This window comes from Shinella zoogloeoides (assembly GCF_020883495.1).
Taxonomy (GTDB): domain Bacteria; phylum Pseudomonadota; class Alphaproteobacteria; order Rhizobiales; family Rhizobiaceae; genus Shinella; species Shinella zoogloeoides.
Map to the genome: position 1 here is coordinate 532,132 of NZ_CP086610.1, position 15,139 is coordinate 547,270.

General features: G+C 60.3%; 13 protein-coding genes. 5 read left to right on the top strand and 8 right to left on the bottom strand.

Translation table 11 applies throughout. The features are described from left to right. Positions 1-23: 23 nt before the first annotated feature. Together K8M09_RS02640 and K8M09_RS02645 are read left to right on the top strand one after the other, a co-directional pair. The gene (locus K8M09_RS02640; protein ID WP_160787814.1) at positions 24-2,012 is read left to right on the top strand and encodes a conjugal transfer protein TraG; all 1,989 of its coding nucleotides are present in this window, start codon (positions 24-26) and stop codon (positions 2,010-2,012) included. Positions 2,013-2,026: 14 nt separating this feature from the next. After that, complete coding sequence (locus tag K8M09_RS02645; protein ID WP_160787815.1) at positions 2,027-2,461, top strand: ribbon-helix-helix domain-containing protein; 435 nt, start codon at positions 2,027-2,029, stop codon at positions 2,459-2,461. Between the two features lie 435 nt (positions 2,462-2,896). Here the strand turns inward: K8M09_RS02645 and K8M09_RS02650 are convergent, their stop codons facing one another. Then, positions 2,897-3,769 carry a LysR family transcriptional regulator gene (locus tag K8M09_RS02650; RefSeq protein ID WP_160787816.1) on the bottom strand — a complete coding sequence of 291 codons (873 nt, stop codon included), beginning with the start codon at positions 3,767-3,769 and terminating at the stop codon, positions 2,897-2,899. Positions 3,770-3,929: 160 nt separating this feature from the next. Here K8M09_RS02650 and K8M09_RS02655 point away from each other — a divergent pair, with 160 nt between their 5' ends. Next, positions 3,930-4,649 (top strand): hypothetical protein, encoded by a 720-nt coding sequence (locus K8M09_RS02655; RefSeq protein WP_160787817.1) that lies wholly within the window; start codon positions 3,930-3,932, stop codon positions 4,647-4,649. A 1,009-nt stretch (positions 4,650-5,658) separates the two neighbouring features. Here K8M09_RS02655 and K8M09_RS02660 read toward each other — a convergent pair. Continuing rightward, positions 5,659-6,075, bottom strand: a complete 417-nt coding sequence (locus K8M09_RS02660) for a winged helix-turn-helix transcriptional regulator (RefSeq protein WP_160787818.1) — start codon at positions 6,073-6,075, stop codon at positions 5,659-5,661. An 85-nt stretch (positions 6,076-6,160) separates the two neighbouring features. On the opposite strand from K8M09_RS02660, the gene K8M09_RS02665 reads away from it, so the two are divergent. Beyond that, positions 6,161-7,009 (top strand): SDR family oxidoreductase, encoded by an 849-nt coding sequence (locus K8M09_RS02665; protein ID WP_160787819.1) that lies wholly within the window; start codon positions 6,161-6,163, stop codon positions 7,007-7,009. A 322-nt stretch (positions 7,010-7,331) separates the two neighbouring features. On the opposite strand, the gene istB is transcribed toward K8M09_RS02665, so the two are convergent. Next, complete coding sequence (gene istB, locus K8M09_RS02670; RefSeq protein ID WP_133037269.1) at positions 7,332-8,090, bottom strand: IS21-like element helper ATPase IstB; 759 nt, start codon at positions 8,088-8,090, stop codon at positions 7,332-7,334. Beyond that, complete coding sequence (gene istA / locus K8M09_RS02675) at positions 8,087-9,583, bottom strand: IS21 family transposase (RefSeq protein WP_456154551.1); 1,497 nt, start codon at positions 9,581-9,583, stop codon at positions 8,087-8,089. Before istA ends, istB begins: the two co-directional genes overlap by 4 nt. Positions 9,584-9,805: 222 nt before the next feature. On the opposite strand from istA, the gene K8M09_RS02680 reads away from it, so the two are divergent. Beyond that, on the top strand, positions 9,806-10,441 hold the full coding sequence (locus K8M09_RS02680; protein WP_229342107.1) for a helicase-related protein: 636 nt from the start codon (positions 9,806-9,808) through the stop codon (positions 10,439-10,441). Here K8M09_RS02680 and arcC read toward each other — a convergent pair. From arcC to K8M09_RS02700, 4 genes are read right to left on the bottom strand one after another with little or no spacing between them, the layout of a single operon-like run. Next, the gene (gene arcC, locus K8M09_RS02685) at positions 10,425-11,351 is read right to left on the bottom strand and encodes a carbamate kinase (RefSeq protein ID WP_040672458.1); all 927 of its coding nucleotides are present in this window, start codon (positions 11,349-11,351) and stop codon (positions 10,425-10,427) included. The two genes, K8M09_RS02680 and arcC, sit on opposite strands and share 17 nt — an antisense overlap. A gap of 1 nt (position 11,352) precedes the next feature. Continuing rightward, a complete protein-coding gene (gene argF / locus K8M09_RS02690; protein WP_009450513.1) occupies positions 11,353-12,354 on the bottom strand; it encodes an ornithine carbamoyltransferase in 1,002 nt (333 codons plus the stop codon). 12 nt (positions 12,355-12,366) lie between these two features. Then, positions 12,367-13,593, bottom strand: a complete 1,227-nt coding sequence (gene arcA / locus K8M09_RS02695) for an arginine deiminase (RefSeq protein WP_009450512.1) — start codon at positions 13,591-13,593, stop codon at positions 12,367-12,369. 11 nt (positions 13,594-13,604) lie between these two features. Beyond that, a complete protein-coding gene (locus K8M09_RS02700) occupies positions 13,605-15,038 on the bottom strand; it encodes a YfcC family protein (RefSeq protein ID WP_009450511.1) in 1,434 nt (477 codons plus the stop codon). Between the last annotated feature and the right edge of the window lie 101 nt (positions 15,039-15,139).

Below are 15,139 nucleotides of genomic sequence, written 5' to 3' on the forward strand. Positions count from 1 at the left end.
CACTATTGCCGATTGGAGCTTGTATGCGTGGAGGCCGGATACTCTGGGGCCAGATCATTGTCGTCTTCACCATCGTCCTGGTGATGGTCTGGGCATCCACGCAATGGGTCGCCTTCCGCCTCGGATTCCAGTCCCAGCTCGGCAATCCCTGGTTCGATGTCGCGGGATGGCCGGTCTATTATCCTCCGGCTTTCTTCTGGTGGTGGTTTTCCTTCGATGCCTATGCGCCGGGCATTTTTACCGAGGGGGCAATCATCGCCACATCCGGGGCGGTGATCGCCATTGCCGCCGCCTTCTTCATGTCGATCATCCGGGCGCGCGAGGCGCGCAACGTCGCTACCTACGGATCAGCGCGATGGGCTGAGGACAAGGAAATTCATGCCGCCGGGCTGCTTGGGCCTGACGGCGTGGTCCTGGGCAGGCACAGCAAGGACTATCTGCGACACGACGGTCCTGAGCATGTCCTATGTTTCGCGCCCACCCGATCGGGCAAGGGCGTCGGCCTTGTCGTGCCGACGCTGCTCACCTGGCCGGGAAGCTGCATCGTCCATGACATCAAGGGCGAGAACTGGAATCTGACCGCCGGCTTCCGGTCTCATCATGGCCGCGTTCTGCTGTTCGATCCGACCAATGTGCATTCCGCTGCGTACAATCCGCTGCTGGAAGTCCGTCAGGGCGAATGGGAAGTCCGCGACGTCCAGAACATCGCGGATATTCTGGTCGACCCCGAAGGCAGCCTCGACAAGCGCAACCACTGGGAAAAGACCAGTCATTCGCTGCTGGTCGGCGCCATCCTGCATGTCCTCTATGCCGAGAAGGACAAGACGTTGGCGGGGGTAGCAAGCTTCCTGTCCGATCCTCGCCGCCCGGTTGAAGCGACTTTGCGTGCCATGATGGATACGCCGCATTTGGGGGAAGCCGGTGTGCATCCGGTTATCGCCTCGTCGGCACGCGAGCTACTTAACAAGAGCGAGAACGAACGATCCGGCGTGCTGTCGACCGCCATGTCGTTTCTCGGCCTATATCGTGATCCGGTCGTGGCCCGCGTGACGACTCGCTGTGACTGGCGCATCGCCGATCTGGTGGGCGCGAAAACACCGGTCAGCCTCTACCTCGTTGTGCCACCCTCAGACATCAACCGCACCAAGCCGCTGATCCGTCTGATCCTCAATCAGGTCGGACGGCGGTTGACGGAGGAACTAGAAAACTCCGGCAAACGGCACCGCCTCCTGTTGATGCTGGACGAGTTTCCTGCGCTCGGGCGGCTGGATTTCTTTGAATCGGCGCTGGCGTTCATGGCCGGTTACGGCCTGAAAGCGTTCCTGATTGCGCAATCGCTCAACCAGATCGAGCGGGCCTATGGGCAGAACAACGCCATTCTCGACAACTGCCATGTGCGTGTTGCCTTTGCCGCCAATGATGAGCGCACCGCCAAGCGCATCAGCGATGCACTCGGCACGGCGACAGAAATGCGTGATTCTACAAACTATGCGGGTCATCGTCTGGCCCCCTGGCTCGGACATCTCATGGTCTCGCGACAGGAAACGGCGCGGCCGCTCCTGACGCCCGGTGAGATCATGCAACTCCCGCCCACCGACGAAATCGTGATGGTGGCAGGCGTGCCGCCGATCCGTGCCGCCAAGGCGCGCTACTATGCTGATAGTCGGTTTCAGGATCGGGTGTTGCCGCCGCCGGATGTGCAAAAACAGTCGATGAAGATCGTTGCGTCGGCATCAGATGACTGGACGAGCCGCGTTGTTGCAGCCGCGGCCGATCACGAACCTGCGGCAATTCCGTCCGACGGCGACCCGGACAACGCCGGTATCCGCCGTGAACCGGAGCTTCCCGAGCAAGAGGAAGTCCTTCCGCCGCCACCGCCGCCAGCGCAGGAGTTCGACATTCTCGATGATGAGCCGGACGTCGATGCAGCCAAAGCTCGTGCCATGCGCCAACGGATGCGCATGGTGGCGCGACAGGCGTCCCTCGATCCCAATGACGGCATCGAACTTTGAGAAGGCAGACAGGCATGACGACGCGCACCCGCATGAATGTCTACTTCTCCCCCGATCTGCTGAAGCAGGTCGAAGCCCTGGCGCTGCGCCGCAATGTTTCCAAATCCGCCGTGATCGAGGCGGCGGTCGCGTCCTTCCTGTCCGGAGATACGTCCGAACGGCTGGAAGCCGCCATGTCGCGTCGTCTCGGTAAGCTTAGTCGCCAGTTCGACATGCTCGACGAAGATGTCGCCATCCTCGGTGAGACGCTTTCGGTATTCGTGCAATTCTGGTTGACTATGACGCCGCCGCTACCAGATAGCGCGAAACAGTCGGCGCGGATCAAAGGGAATGAGCGATTTGAGGGCTTCATGCAGACCCTCGGCAAGCGTCTTGCCACCGGCGACAGGTTTCTGAAGGAAATCTCGCGCGAGATACCGGGTGGCCTGCAAACCGGCGAATTTGAATAAAGCTACGTCTTCTCCCGACTCCATTGCCGCCGTTCGGAGCGCCGCGTTCGGCGCCCGAAACCTGCCGTTCATTCACTTCCACCCGACGGCAAAGTCGGGGCCGTCTGCTGAAGAGGTCATCAGGGAAATCAAGCGGCTCTTCAAGATTGAAAAGAACCCACCCACTGTTACCCGCGCCGAAGGTCGCCTCACGCGGCGCGGTGGCTTCTTAAAGAGTACGGCCTCGTCACCGACGACTATCACCGCACACAATGGGTGTGGTTCGCTGTGACCTTCACCGCAATCTGGCGCAATTTCTCCAGCGCTAAGTGGCGGATTGCGGGCGAGATCTCGAAGAAAAGTAGAACGGACGTTCGAGCGTGATGCCGCGAAAGTCTGGTCTGAGCCCAAAGTGACGAATGCTGCACGATGGGCGTATGTCGATTACCGACCTCACTACGCCCGCGTTCGCATAATCTCGCGGATCAGATCATTTGTCTCTGGTCTCGTCGTTTGGTGCCTATACCGAAGGGCAAAAACAGTTCTTGATATTTCAAGGCCATCGATGGGTTTCGACACCAGGCCCATGTCCGAAGGAATAGCGGTGGCTGGCAGGATCACCGCACCTGACCCTTGCCGAGCAAGTTCAACTAACCAATCCACGCGATTTGACCGATAGGCCGCGTAGAGTTCGTGACCATGATCCGCGCAGGCCCCATGCAAAACATCCCGCATTTCGCAATTTAGGCGGTCAAGCATGTCAGTTTTAGCAAGAGCCGAAAGAGAGATCGCATTTAGTTCAGACAACGGATGCGACTTTGACACCACGACCTTGTAGTCCTCTTCATAGAGATGGTCTATACGATAGAGGTCTTCACTGACCTTCTCTGCGGTGACTACAACGTCAAATTCACCATCTCGTAACCCGGCAAGAAGCTCGGAGGTTGACGCAACGATCAATTCGATTTCGGCTTGCGGCAATCGCGTACGAGTACGCTCCATAGCTGCCGAAATCCTGTTGTGGCCAATCGTTTCGCCGACACCGACAGAGATTGGAACCCGCTCCAAGCGCATATGACGGACCGCCTGTGCCTTAGCCTGTCGCGTCTCATCGTGAACCTTCTGCAACCTTGGCTGCATTAGTTTACCGAGGGACGTAGGCCTGCATCCCGCACGGTCCCTGACAAACAGGTCACCTCCAAGCTCGTCTTCAAGTTTCTTGATCGCAGTCGTCAAGGAAGGTTGGGAGACATTGGAGGCACTGGCTGCGTGGGTGAAGTTTCGGTGCTCGCAGACGGCAAGAAAATACCTGATCTGGTTCATTTCCATCGCCACATTCTCCGTCACATCTCATTTCAGGCCATCAAAACAAGTTCGATAGTCCACGTCTATCAAAGAATAGAATTTCGGAATTGGGTTCGGGCGCATTCGGCATGGGACAAGAGTGCATCAAAACCAAACCTGAAGCACTTCAAATCAGGAGACGACCATGAAAACGCAAATCCTTCAGACAGTCGCCGCACTGGCGCTGATCACAACTTCTGCAACTGCACAGGACAACCCAATGGTAAATCATACAGCCAGCTACATCGCCATGCCGGCCGCCGAAGGCCAGACCGGAGCTTTCGCGGAGTTTCTGGCTGGTGCCGCAGCGATCGTGCGGGACACAGAGCCGGGCACCGTCCTTTGGTTTGCTCTGCAAGCCGATGACACGCTCGCAATCTTTGACATCTTCGCAGACGAAGAAGCACGCGACGCTCACTTCTCAGGAGCGGTTGCGGCGGCTTTGAACCAAAACGCCGACGCGCTGGTCGACGGCGGATGGGACGACGGTGTTGTCGCGAATATCAACAACTCCGATGTCCTGTCGGTCAAGGCGCCGGTTGATCTCTCCACGGCAACGACCGCAACTTACATCAAGCTCAAAGCTGCTCCAGGTAAAGGCCCCGAATTGGCAGCCTTGCTGACCGCCGCCGGCCCCATCGTCGCAGAAACTGAACCCAAGACATTGTTCTGGGCGGCGCTGCAGATTGACGAGACCAACTTCGCCATCTTCGACATCTTTGCCGACAACTCTGGCCGCGAAGCGCACTTTGCCGGACAAGTCGCCGGACTCCTGAATGAAAAGGCTTCAGAATTGATCTCAGGTGGATGGGACGACGGTGTGGTGGCAAACGTCCACAATTTCGACATCCTCGCTACCAAGTAATCTCGAGGTGACTTGAGAAAGAAGTGCCCGGTGCAACCCATCGGGCGCTTTGCTGTTTGAATTTAGATTCACGCCAAAGCGACCGTGCCGGAACTGGCAAGCGAAACTCGCACTCGCCTCCGGCTTGGAAAGGCCGGCTATCGGCGGAAACATGTCCGCGCCTTCGCCCAACACGCCGAGATCGCGGACAACGCGATCTACATCAAGGGCAGCAAAAAACACTCTATTGAGGACGCCGGTAGCCACCAAAGGAGGGAAGTCGGCGGGAATCGGCGTTCCCGGTTTTTACCAAAGGGGCGGACCGGGTGGGATTCGAACATACTTCGAAGTAGTCGGCTTGCGCTTGGCTACGCCGTGAGCAATGTCGGCTTTCGGGACGCCGCAAGCGGCAGTCGAACGGCCGGAAAGGGGGCGCATTGCGGTCGAAGTACAGTAGCCTGCTCAACGGCCGCTTTCCCGGCTTGGACGCCCAGAAGCGGTCGAGCAGCTTGCCACCCCAAATAAGCCATTCCTTAAGAAGAGGAACAACATGTTTGCCGGAGGCGGAACGTCATGAAAGTGCCCAAAAACCGGGGATTCAAACGTTACATGCACGACTGATGATGTGCCCTGACCTTCGAGCGGTTGTGTCCCAGCCAGGCGCAATGATCTGAATGACTTAAGGTCGGGGCGACCTATCGGTCAGCGTCGGAAAACTAGCCCATCTCTGTCAATCCAAGGTCACGGAAAGCTTCTCGAAAGCCGTCGTTCCAAGCCTCGAAGTAAGTCGCTACTCAGCACCCGGACGGCAGCCCAGCAGAAACGTGCCGGAAAGCTCAATATTGATCGAAACGTATCCCTGGTTCCTGCCGTCGAAACGATTGGCGCAGCAACCGAGCAAACCATCGCATTGGCGTACGTGTGGCTAGACAGGTCTCAGGGCGCTGGCCCGCCCAAGGGGCTCCGAACCGGTGAGGCGGAGGTTTCAGGGCCGAATCTCTGCCTCTATTGACTTTCCGCCAATGGTGGATCAGCGCGGTGCTGCTCCGGGCTTGGCCTCGGCAACGGTCCGGCGTGCGGGAACGCGGTGGAAGTTGACCTCGATCCAGTCGGCCAGAAGCCGCACCTTCTCCGCCACTTCCTCGCCCAGGGGGGTCAATGAATATTCCACATGCGGCGGCACGACGGGAAAGGCGCGGCGAGCCACGAATCCGTCCGTTTCCAGCATTTGTAGCGTCTGCGCCAGCATCCGCTCACTGACGCCGCCGATGCGGCGCCGCAATTCCGAGAAGCGGTGCGTTCCCCGTTGCAACGCGATCAGAACCAGAACGCCCCACTGGCTCGTCACATGCTTGAGCACCTCCCGAGAGGGGCATCCCGCCGACAGAACTTCGCCATGCAGCTTGTCAGAAAGTCCCATTGCGTCGTTTTGTTCGAGATAATCCATACTTACCTTTCTGTGCGTACTTACTATCGGTTAGTTGCAACCTATATCGTGACTTTGGGCTATCAAGACAAGGAGTATGCCAGCCATGACCATCGCCGTAACCGGAGCAACGGGCCAGTTGGGCCGCATGATCATTCAAAAACTGAAGCAGAAGATCGCGCCGGGGGAGATCGTCGCGCTCGCTCGCACCCCTAGTAAGGCGGCAGCCCTTGGCGTTGAGGTGCGCGAGGCCGACTATGAAAAGCCAGAGACGCTCGACCGGGCGCTCAGGGGCGTGGAGACACTGATGCTCGTCTCGTCGAGCGAGGTCGGCAAGCGGGCCAGTCAGCATGCAAACGTCATCGCCGCCGCGAAGGGGGCGGGAGTGAAACGGATCGTCTATACGAGCCTGCTTCACGCTGATACGTCGCCGATGAGCCTCGCCCCCGAACATGTGCAAACTGAAGCTGCCTTGAAGACGTCTGGCATCGCCCACACGATCATGCGCAACGGCTGGTACACGGAAAACTACACTGTCCCGGTTCCGGGCGCGGTGCAGGCCGGCGCATTGGTCGGCAGCGCGGGCGAAGGCCGGATCGCGTCCGCGACCCGCAATGACTTTGCCGAAGCCGCTGTCTCTGTGCTGACAGGCGACGGTCACGACGGCAAGGTCTACGAACTCGCCGGCGACGAGGCCTATACGCTTGCCGACCTTGCGGCGGAGATTTCCAGGCAGACCGGCAAGGACATTCCCTACCGGAATTTGCCGCAAGACGAATATGCCGCTGTGCTGAAGGGCATAGGCGTTCCCGAGGGATTTGCCGGGGCGGTAGCGGCATTTGACATCGACGCTTCCAACGGCGCGCTGTTAGATGACGGGCGCCAGCTCTCGGCGCTGATCGGGCGTCCGACCACGCCGCTGTCGGATGCGGTGGCCGCCGCTCTGAAATCGTAGCTGGGCCATCAGCCTGGGTTCGAGCCTGCGGCTCACGACAAGCGCTGAGCCTCGATTTCGGGCTCGGCGCGATTCGGCCATTTGCGCGTTGCGGCGCGATCACTGGCGCAGAAGAATTATCTATCTGACGAAGATGTCGTGCCATCACTCCAGAGGCGAAAATTCGGATATCAGATGCACGCATCGCGATGTCAACGGCGGAGTAAAAACCGGCCACGGGGCGGAGCAAAAGTCGGCCACTGCGGCGCCGGCCTGAGACCGCCGGGAGGGCTTAAGCCCGAGCGGGGGTCTCGGGCCGGCGTAGCGATTTTTCGGGAGGTTTTCAGCCTGCCTTTCGGGCGCGGCTTTGGGCGAGACGATAGCTGTCGCCGTTCATCTCGAGGATGTTGACATGGTGGGTGATGCGATCGAGCAGGGCACCAGTTAGACGCTCGGACCCCAGGGTTTCCGTCCATTCATCGAAAGGCAGATTGCTGGTGATCAGAGTAGCGCCGCGCTCGTAGCGTTGCGAGATCAGTTCGAACAGCAACTCCGCACCGGTCTTCGACAGCGGCACAAAGCCCAGCTCATCGATGATGAGCAGCTTGTAGGCTGCCATCTGCTTCTGGAACCGAAGCAGACGCCGCTCATCACGCGCCTCCATCATCTCACTGACCAGGGCGGCGGCCGTCGTGAAGCCGACGGACAAGCCTTTCTGGCATGCGGCCAGGCCGAGGCCGAGAGCCACATGCGTCTTACCCGTGCCGCTGGGGCCCAGGGCGATGACGTTCTCGCGGCGCTCGATCCATTCGCATCGGGCCAGTTCCAGCACCTGCATCTTGTTCAGCTTAGGTATGGCGGTAAAGTCGAAGCTATCCAAGCTTTTGACGACCGGGAATTTGGCCGCCTTGATCCGGCGTTCGACCTTGCGGCGATCGCGTTCGATCATCTCCCGCTCGGCAAGCCGGAAGAGATATCCGACATGATCGACACCTTCAGTGGCACATAGCCGGGCCAGCTTCTGGTACTCCCGCTGGAAGGTCGGCAGCTTCAGGGTCTTGAGATAATGGGCGAGCAGGATCTCTGGTGCTTCGGTGCTCATGCCGCTTCTCCCGCATCCGACGACAGGAGGCGCATGTACGCCTTCGCAGAGGTCTTCTCGACCGTCGCCCTTGGCAGGTAGGGATAGATCGCCAGGTCCAATCGCGGCGGCCGGCGCTCGACCCGGCACAGGATCAGATGCTTGACCGCATCGAAGCCGATCGCACCGAGCTGTATCGCCTGCTTTACCGCCGCATGCAGGTCCGCAAGCTCGAAGCTCTCCAGAAGACGGAGAACCTGCACATATTCCCGCCGCCCATGCTTGGCCATGCGGCCTTCCATCAGCCGGCGCAGCGTCGCGAACTCCTCCGGCAGGTCCCAGCCCTGGAGTGGCGCTGCCTGATCCAGCGCATTGATCTTCTGCTCGATCAGCGGCAGGTAATGGACAGGGTCGAATATGACGTCTTCGCATTCCCAGCATCGCGGATGACGCGCGATAATCTCGCCGCGGCAGCCGATCACCACCTTGTCCACATAGCCCCGAACCCAGACGTCCTGATGGCCGTAGGCGACCGGCACGGAATAGTCGTTCGTCTTGTAGCGCACCAGCGACTGGGCAGTCACAACAGCGCTGGCCTGGTCGCAGGCATCAAACGACGACGCCGGCAAGGGACGCATGGCCGCAAGATCGCGCTGCAAGCGCTCGCCGATCGTCTCGCTCTCACCGCGTAGCCTGTCGCGCTGACGTTTGCGGCATTGCTCTTCCAGAAAGGCGTTGAACGCATCCCATGTCGGAAATTGCGGGATCGGCACCATGAAATTGCGCCGGGCGTAACCCACGAGGCCTTCGACATTCCCCTTGTCATTGCCTTTGCCGGGACGGCCGTAGCGATCCCGGATCAGGTAGTGGGACAGGAAGCCACTGAACAGCGTCGCCCGCTTGCGCGTGCCGTCGGGCAGGATCTTCGCCACAAGGCAGCGGTCGTTGTCATAGACGATCGACCGCGGTACGGCCCCGAGGAACGCGAACGCATGGATGTGGCCATCGACCCAGGCTTCGGCCACCGCCGCCGGATAGGCCCGCACATAGCACCCGTCGCTATGCGGCAGATCGAGCACAAAGAAGCGCGCCTTCTGCTCCACGCCGCCAATCACGACCGTCGCCTCACCGAAGTCCGCCTGCGCATGGCCGGGCGGATGCGACAGCGGCACGAACACCTCCTGGCGGCGCTGATCACGCTCGCGCATATAATCCTTGATGATCGTGTAGCCGCCGGTGAACCCGCATTCGTCGCGCAGGCGGTCGAACACCCGCTTGGCCGTATGGCGCTGCTTGCGCGGCACCTTCAGGTCTTCATCGAGCCAATGGTCGATCGTCGAAACGAATGCATCCAGCTTCGGACGCCGGATCGGTGATCGCCGCTGATAGCCGGGCGGCGTCGAATAGGCCACCATCTTGGCCACGCTGTCGCGCGATATGTTGAAATGCTTAGCTGCCTGGCGCTTCGTCATTCCTTCTGAAACAGCCAGCCGAACCCTCAGATAAAGTTCCACGGTGTAGATCCCCTGTCCCCCCTGCACTCGTTGCAGAAAGGAAATAGGTGGCCGGATTTTACTCCGCCCGCAGCAGCATTATGCCGCCGCTACCGTGGCCGACTTTTGCACCGCCGCTCTCAGCGCCATGAGGACGGCAAACAAGACCTTCAATTCGGGGCATTGCTCGAGGCACTTGGTGGCAGGCGGGAAGTTGCGGGCGCTTCCTGGACGGGGCGGGAAATGCTCGGGCTGTTCGAAAAACTGCTCATGGAGCTTGCCGGGGATGATGAAGCAGAGAACAACGATACGCAGAAAGCCAGGCTGGATGCCTGGCTGAACGATTATTCCGGGCGCGAGGGCAACTTCGCCAGGATGATGTCAGGCGCAACCGCACCGCAAACGCGGCGTATGCTGCAATCTGCATTCAACCGGTCGTCCAGTTGGCCGATGGTGCTACTCGCGCAATCCCGCGTCGGGCGTGAGGGCCTGAATCTGCATGAGGCCTGTCGCACAGTGATTCTACTGCACGCGGAGTGGAATCCCGGCATTGTCGAGCAGCAGATTGGGCGTGTGGATCGCAAGAACAGTCTTTGGCTTCGCGAATGGCGGAAATGGAGGGATCATGGTGATGGTCTCCCGCCCCGCATTCGGGTTCACCCTGTTGTCGTCAGTGGCACATACGACGATCACAACTGGCAGGTTCTCAAGGCGCGTTGGCTGGAACTGAGGGCGCAGTTGCATGGCGATGTCCTGCGTCCCGTTCCAGGTCGGTCAGAGGTGATAGATGACAAACGAACCTGCGCTGACCGCGTTCGGCGCGCAGTGCCGGATTTTTCGCCGCCGCTCTCAGCTTGCGATATCAGCTCGCTGGATTGATCGCCTGAAGCGTCACCAACGTGCCTTGCCGCCCTTCTAGAATCCCGCGCGCATCTTCAAGCCGGCCTATTCCAGCAATCCCGCCCGCGTTCGCAAAATCGCACGCCGCTTCGACTTTCGGTCGCATGGACCCGGCCGCGAACATATCGCTGGTCAATTCGGCAGGCGTTACTTTGCGGATCGGCCGCCTATCCACCGTTCCCCACCCCTCATAAACGGCGTCCACGTCGGTCAGCATCAGGAAAGCGTCGGCCCCGAGCGCCCTGGCGAGAAGCCCGGCTGCTTTGTCCTTGTCGATCACCGCTTCCAGTCCCCGAAGCGTCCCATCGGCTTCGCGCATGACCGGGATACCTCCACCGCCGGCGCAGATGACAGTGACGCCAGCCTCCACAAGGAGCCTGATCGTCTCGATCTGGGTAATATGCTGAGGTAGTGGTGACGGGACGACCCGGCGCCAGCGGCCCTGCGCTTCTTCTACCATCGGCCAGCCATATGCCTCTTTCGCCTTTAGCGCCTCGTTCTGCGTGTAGACCGGACCTATCGGCTTTTCCGCGCGAGCGAAGGCGGGATCGTCCCGGTCCACCTCGATCTGGGTCAGCAGTGTCGCGATCCTTGAACCCGCAGGCATCGCATTGGTCAGCTCCTGCTCGACCAGATAGCCGATCATGCCGACGCTCTCTGCACCCAGGACATCGAGCGGATAGGGGTCGACGTCTTTGTAGGCCGCCGCCTGCAAGGCGAGGAGACCGACCTGTGGTCCGTTTCCATGGGCGACCACGATGTCATGGTCGCGCGCCAGATCGGCCATCGCTGCGGCCGCCTTGCGAACGTTGGTGCGTTGCGCATCGGCCGTCATTGGCTCGCCGCGCTTGAGGAGCGCATTACCGCCCAGTGCTATCACGACCCTCATGTCACGACCCCAAGGTTGCGACCAGCAGGGCCTTGATCGTGTGCATTCGGTTTTCCGCCTGGTCGAAGACGATGGACGCTTCGGACTCGAAGACCTCTTCGGTCACTTCCATGCTGTCGATGCCGTATTGCTGGAAGATCTTCTCGCCGACCTCGGTCTCGCGATTGTGGAACGCGGGCAGGCAGTGCATGAATTTCGCATGCGGATTGCCCGTCGCCGCCATGATGCCAGCGGTGACACGATAGGGTGTGAGCAGTTCAATGCGTTCCTTCCAGACCGAGTCCGGCTCCCCCATTGACACCCACACATCGGTGTAGACGAAATCGCAGCCGTTGACGGCCTCGTAAGGATCTTCGGTCAGGGCGATCTTCGCACCGGTCCTGGCTGCGATCTCCTGGCACTGACGCACCAAATGGTCCTCAGGCCAGCAGGCTTTCGGCGCGCCGAGGCGCACATCCATGCCGATCTGCGCGGCGCCTGCCAGCAGCGAGTTGCCCATGTTGTTTCCGGCGTCACCGAGGAAGGCGAAACTTACCTGGGACAGGTGCTTGCGCGTGTATTCCCGCATGGTCAGGAAATCGGCGAGAATCTGCGTCGGATGGAACTCGTCGGTCAGTCCGTTGTAGACCGGAACGCCGGCATAGGCCGCCAAGGTTTCCGCCTGTTCCTGTCCGAAGCCGCGATACTCGATGCCGTCATACATCCGCCCGAGAACGCGGGCGGTATCCTTCATCGACTCCTTCTTGCCGATCTGGGTGCCGGTTGGCCCGAGATAGGTAACGTGGGCGCCCTGGTCATAGGCGGCCACCTCGAAACCCGTGCGTGTGCGCGTCGAATCCTTCTCGAAGATCAGCGCGACGTTCTTGCCTTTCAGGCGTTGCTCCTCGTAGCCGCCATATTTCGCCTGCTTGAGCGAAGCTGACAGTTTGAGCAGGAAACGGATCTCGTCCGGCGTGAAATCGAGCAGCTTCAGGACACTGCGACCTCTCAGGTTAACGGGCATGATAGACCTCCTTTAAACCGGATCCCGGATGAGGGGGCACGTCATGCAATGACCGCCACCCCTGCCGCGGCCGAGTTCGGCGCCCGGCACGGTGATGACCTCTACGCCTGCCTTGCGCAGTTGGGTGTTGGTGTAGGTGTTGCGGTCGTAAGCGACGACGACGCCAGGCTCGAGCGCCACGACGTTGTTGCCGTCATCCCATTGCTCGCGTTCAGCGACATAGGCATCGCCGCCCGTCTCGACCACGCGCAACTGCTTCAGCCCCAGCACCTCGGCCGCGACCTCTACGAGCGGCCGCTCTTCCTTGCGTACATCGATCGTGCCTTCGCGCTCGCCCGGACGAATGGAATAGGGCTCGATCTTGTGGGCGACATCCGCAAACAGCGTCACGAGATCGCGGTCGCAGAAGCTGAAGACGGTGTCGAGGTGCATGGAGGCGCGCTCGATAGGCAGTTTGCAGGCGATCACTCTTTCCGCGCCGCCCTGTGCGAACAGCGACCGCGCGAGCTGACCGACGGCCTGTGGTGTCGTCCGCTCGCCCATGCCCACAAGAACCGTTCCGTTGCCGATCGGCATGACGTCGCCCCCCTCGAGAGTGGCAAGGCCGTGGTCCTTGTCGGGATCGCCCCACCAGACCGGGAAGCCCATGTCGCGGAAATCCGGGTGGAAGCGATAGATGGCGGCGATGTTGACGGTCTCGAGCTTGCGCGCGTTCCAGCGCATCGGATTGAGCGTGACGCCGCCATAGATCCAGCAGGTCGTGTCACGGGTAAAGAGGTGATTGGGAAGCGGCGGCAGGACAAAATCCTCCGGCCGCAGCGTTTCGGCGAGAAGGCCGGCGCTTTTGATCGGTAACTCCGTCTTGCTCAGTCCGCCCAGCAGGATCAGGGAAAGGGCGTCCGCCTCGATCTCCATCAGATGCGCCCTGAGATCATCGGCGAAGCCGACGCCAACCGTGTCGTCATTGACCCGCCGTTCAAGAAGCCATCGGCGAGCCTCGGGAATCTGTAGCGTTTCTACCAGCATCTCGCGCAGAAACACGACCTCGACGCCGCGATGGCGCATGGCGTCCACGAAGGTCAGATGCTCGACGCGGGCCTGCTTGACCCAGATGACGTCGTCGAAGAGCAGTTCGTGGCAATTCGACGGGGTGAGCCGGGCAAGCGCTGCCCCAGGTCGATGGACCAGAACGCGCCGAAGCTTGCCGACCTCGGAATGGACTCCGTAGGCGTGGGGCATGACAATCTCCTTCAGACGATGATGGCGGCGATGCTGAGGCTCGCCATGATGATGACGGTGAGGATCACGAGAAGCGGCCACATGAAGCGCAGCCACCGTTCGTATGGGATGCGACCTATGGCGAGCGCACCCATGACCACGGCGAAGGTCGGATTAATGAGATTCACGATGCCATTCGCCGACTGATAGGCAGTGACCACCAGATCGCGGCCCACGCCGGCAAAATCGGCGACCGGGGCCATGATCGGCATCGACAGGACTGCAAGACCCGACGACGACGGCACGAAGAACGACAGCAGGATCTGAAGCCAGTACATCACGTTGATAAAGGCGACCTTGCCGAGGCCTGCGACCGAACCTTCGGCCCAATGCAGTATGGTGTCGGTAATCTTGCCCTCATCCATGATGACAACGATGCCGCGCGCCAGACCTATGATCAGGGCAACACCGAGAAGGTCGCGTGCTCCGTTAACGAAGGCATCCGTGAAGTTCTTCTCACCCGTTCGCGCAATGACGCCTATGACAATGGCGGAGGCGAGGAAGAGACCGCTCATCTCGCCCATCCACCAGCCGCCCTTGAGCACACCCCAGATCATCACCACGAAGGTGATGCCGAAGACCGCAAGCACGACCTTGTGTACCAGGGTGAAGTCGATCGTCCCCTCGTGATGAGCGCTGAGGAAAAGCTTCTCGTTGTCGGCTTTCATGTCGTAGACGAGCGATTTGCTCGGATCGAGCCGAACCCGTTCCGCATAGCGCATGACGTAGGCAACGCAGGCGAGCCAGCTCAGCCCGAGAATGACGACGCGCAAAACCAGCCCTTGCGTGAACGGCACGCCGGCCGCGTCAGAGGCGATAACGGTGGCAAATGCGTTGACCGTGGACCCCAAGACACCAACGCCTGCTCCAAGGAGGATGATGGCGACGGCGGTAACCGCGTCATATCGCGCGGCGATCATAATCGGGATCAGCAGCATATAGAAAGCGAGCGTTTCTTCGGCCATTCCATAGGTGGTGCCGCCGAAGGCAAACAGCGCCATCAGGAACGGGATCATCCACTTTTCCCGTCCCTTGAGCTTGGCCATAGCGCGCTCGATTCCGGCATTTATCGCGCCTGTCGAGGTGACGACCCCGATGAACCCGCCAATCACCAGGACGAAAAGAGCGACATCGATGGCGTTTGCGGTGCCGGCTGCGGGGTCGTAGAACCCGCGGATTGGCGCCATGATGATGTCGACTATCCCCTGCGGCGCCGGCTCAGCGACCGCATAGGTCCCGGCGACGGGCACTTGCTTGTTCAGGGCCGCATTCTGAACACGGTCGTACTGCCCGGCCGGTATGATCCATGTGAGTGCGGCGACTAGAACGATCAAGCCAAAGAGGATGGTGAATGCGGTTGGGAACTGAAAACGTCGTTCCTCCGGTGCTTCAGAAACAGTGCTCATACCCCCTCCCAGGAAATAGTTGACAAGCTAAGCTGGCATCTGACCGCAAGCGAATGCTCCGGAACAGAGAAAGGCTTCTCCATCGAGCCAAAGTGACCATT

Excerpts from the sequence above, each read along its gene's own strand:
- K8M09_RS02645 (WP_160787815.1), top strand. The coding sequence starts at position 2,027 with ATGACGACGCGCACCCGCATGAATGTCTACTTCTCCCCCGATCTGCTG.
- arcC (WP_040672458.1), bottom strand. The coding sequence starts at position 11,351 with ATGAGGGTCGTGATAGCACTGGGCGGTAATGCGCTCCTCAAGCGCGGC.
- K8M09_RS02640 (WP_160787814.1), top strand. The coding sequence starts at position 24 with ATGCGTGGAGGCCGGATACTCTGGGGCCAGATCATTGTCGTCTTCACC.
- K8M09_RS02660 (WP_160787818.1), bottom strand. The coding sequence starts at position 6,075 with ATGGATTATCTCGAACAAAACGACGCAATGGGACTTTCTGACAAGCTG.
- istB (WP_133037269.1), bottom strand. The coding sequence starts at position 8,090 with ATGAGCACCGAAGCACCAGAGATCCTGCTCGCCCATTATCTCAAGACC.
- K8M09_RS02700 (WP_009450511.1), bottom strand. The coding sequence starts at position 15,038 with ATGAGCACTGTTTCTGAAGCACCGGAGGAACGACGTTTTCAGTTCCCA.
- K8M09_RS02680 (WP_229342107.1), top strand. The coding sequence starts at position 9,806 with ATGCTCGGGCTGTTCGAAAAACTGCTCATGGAGCTTGCCGGGGATGAT.
- K8M09_RS02665 (WP_160787819.1), top strand. The coding sequence starts at position 6,161 with ATGACCATCGCCGTAACCGGAGCAACGGGCCAGTTGGGCCGCATGATC.
- K8M09_RS02650 (WP_160787816.1), bottom strand. The coding sequence starts at position 3,769 with ATGGAAATGAACCAGATCAGGTATTTTCTTGCCGTCTGCGAGCACCGA.
- argF (WP_009450513.1), bottom strand. The coding sequence starts at position 12,354 with ATGCCCGTTAACCTGAGAGGTCGCAGTGTCCTGAAGCTGCTCGATTTC.
- K8M09_RS02655 (WP_160787817.1), top strand. The coding sequence starts at position 3,930 with ATGAAAACGCAAATCCTTCAGACAGTCGCCGCACTGGCGCTGATCACA.
- arcA (WP_009450512.1), bottom strand. The coding sequence starts at position 13,593 with ATGCCCCACGCCTACGGAGTCCATTCCGAGGTCGGCAAGCTTCGGCGC.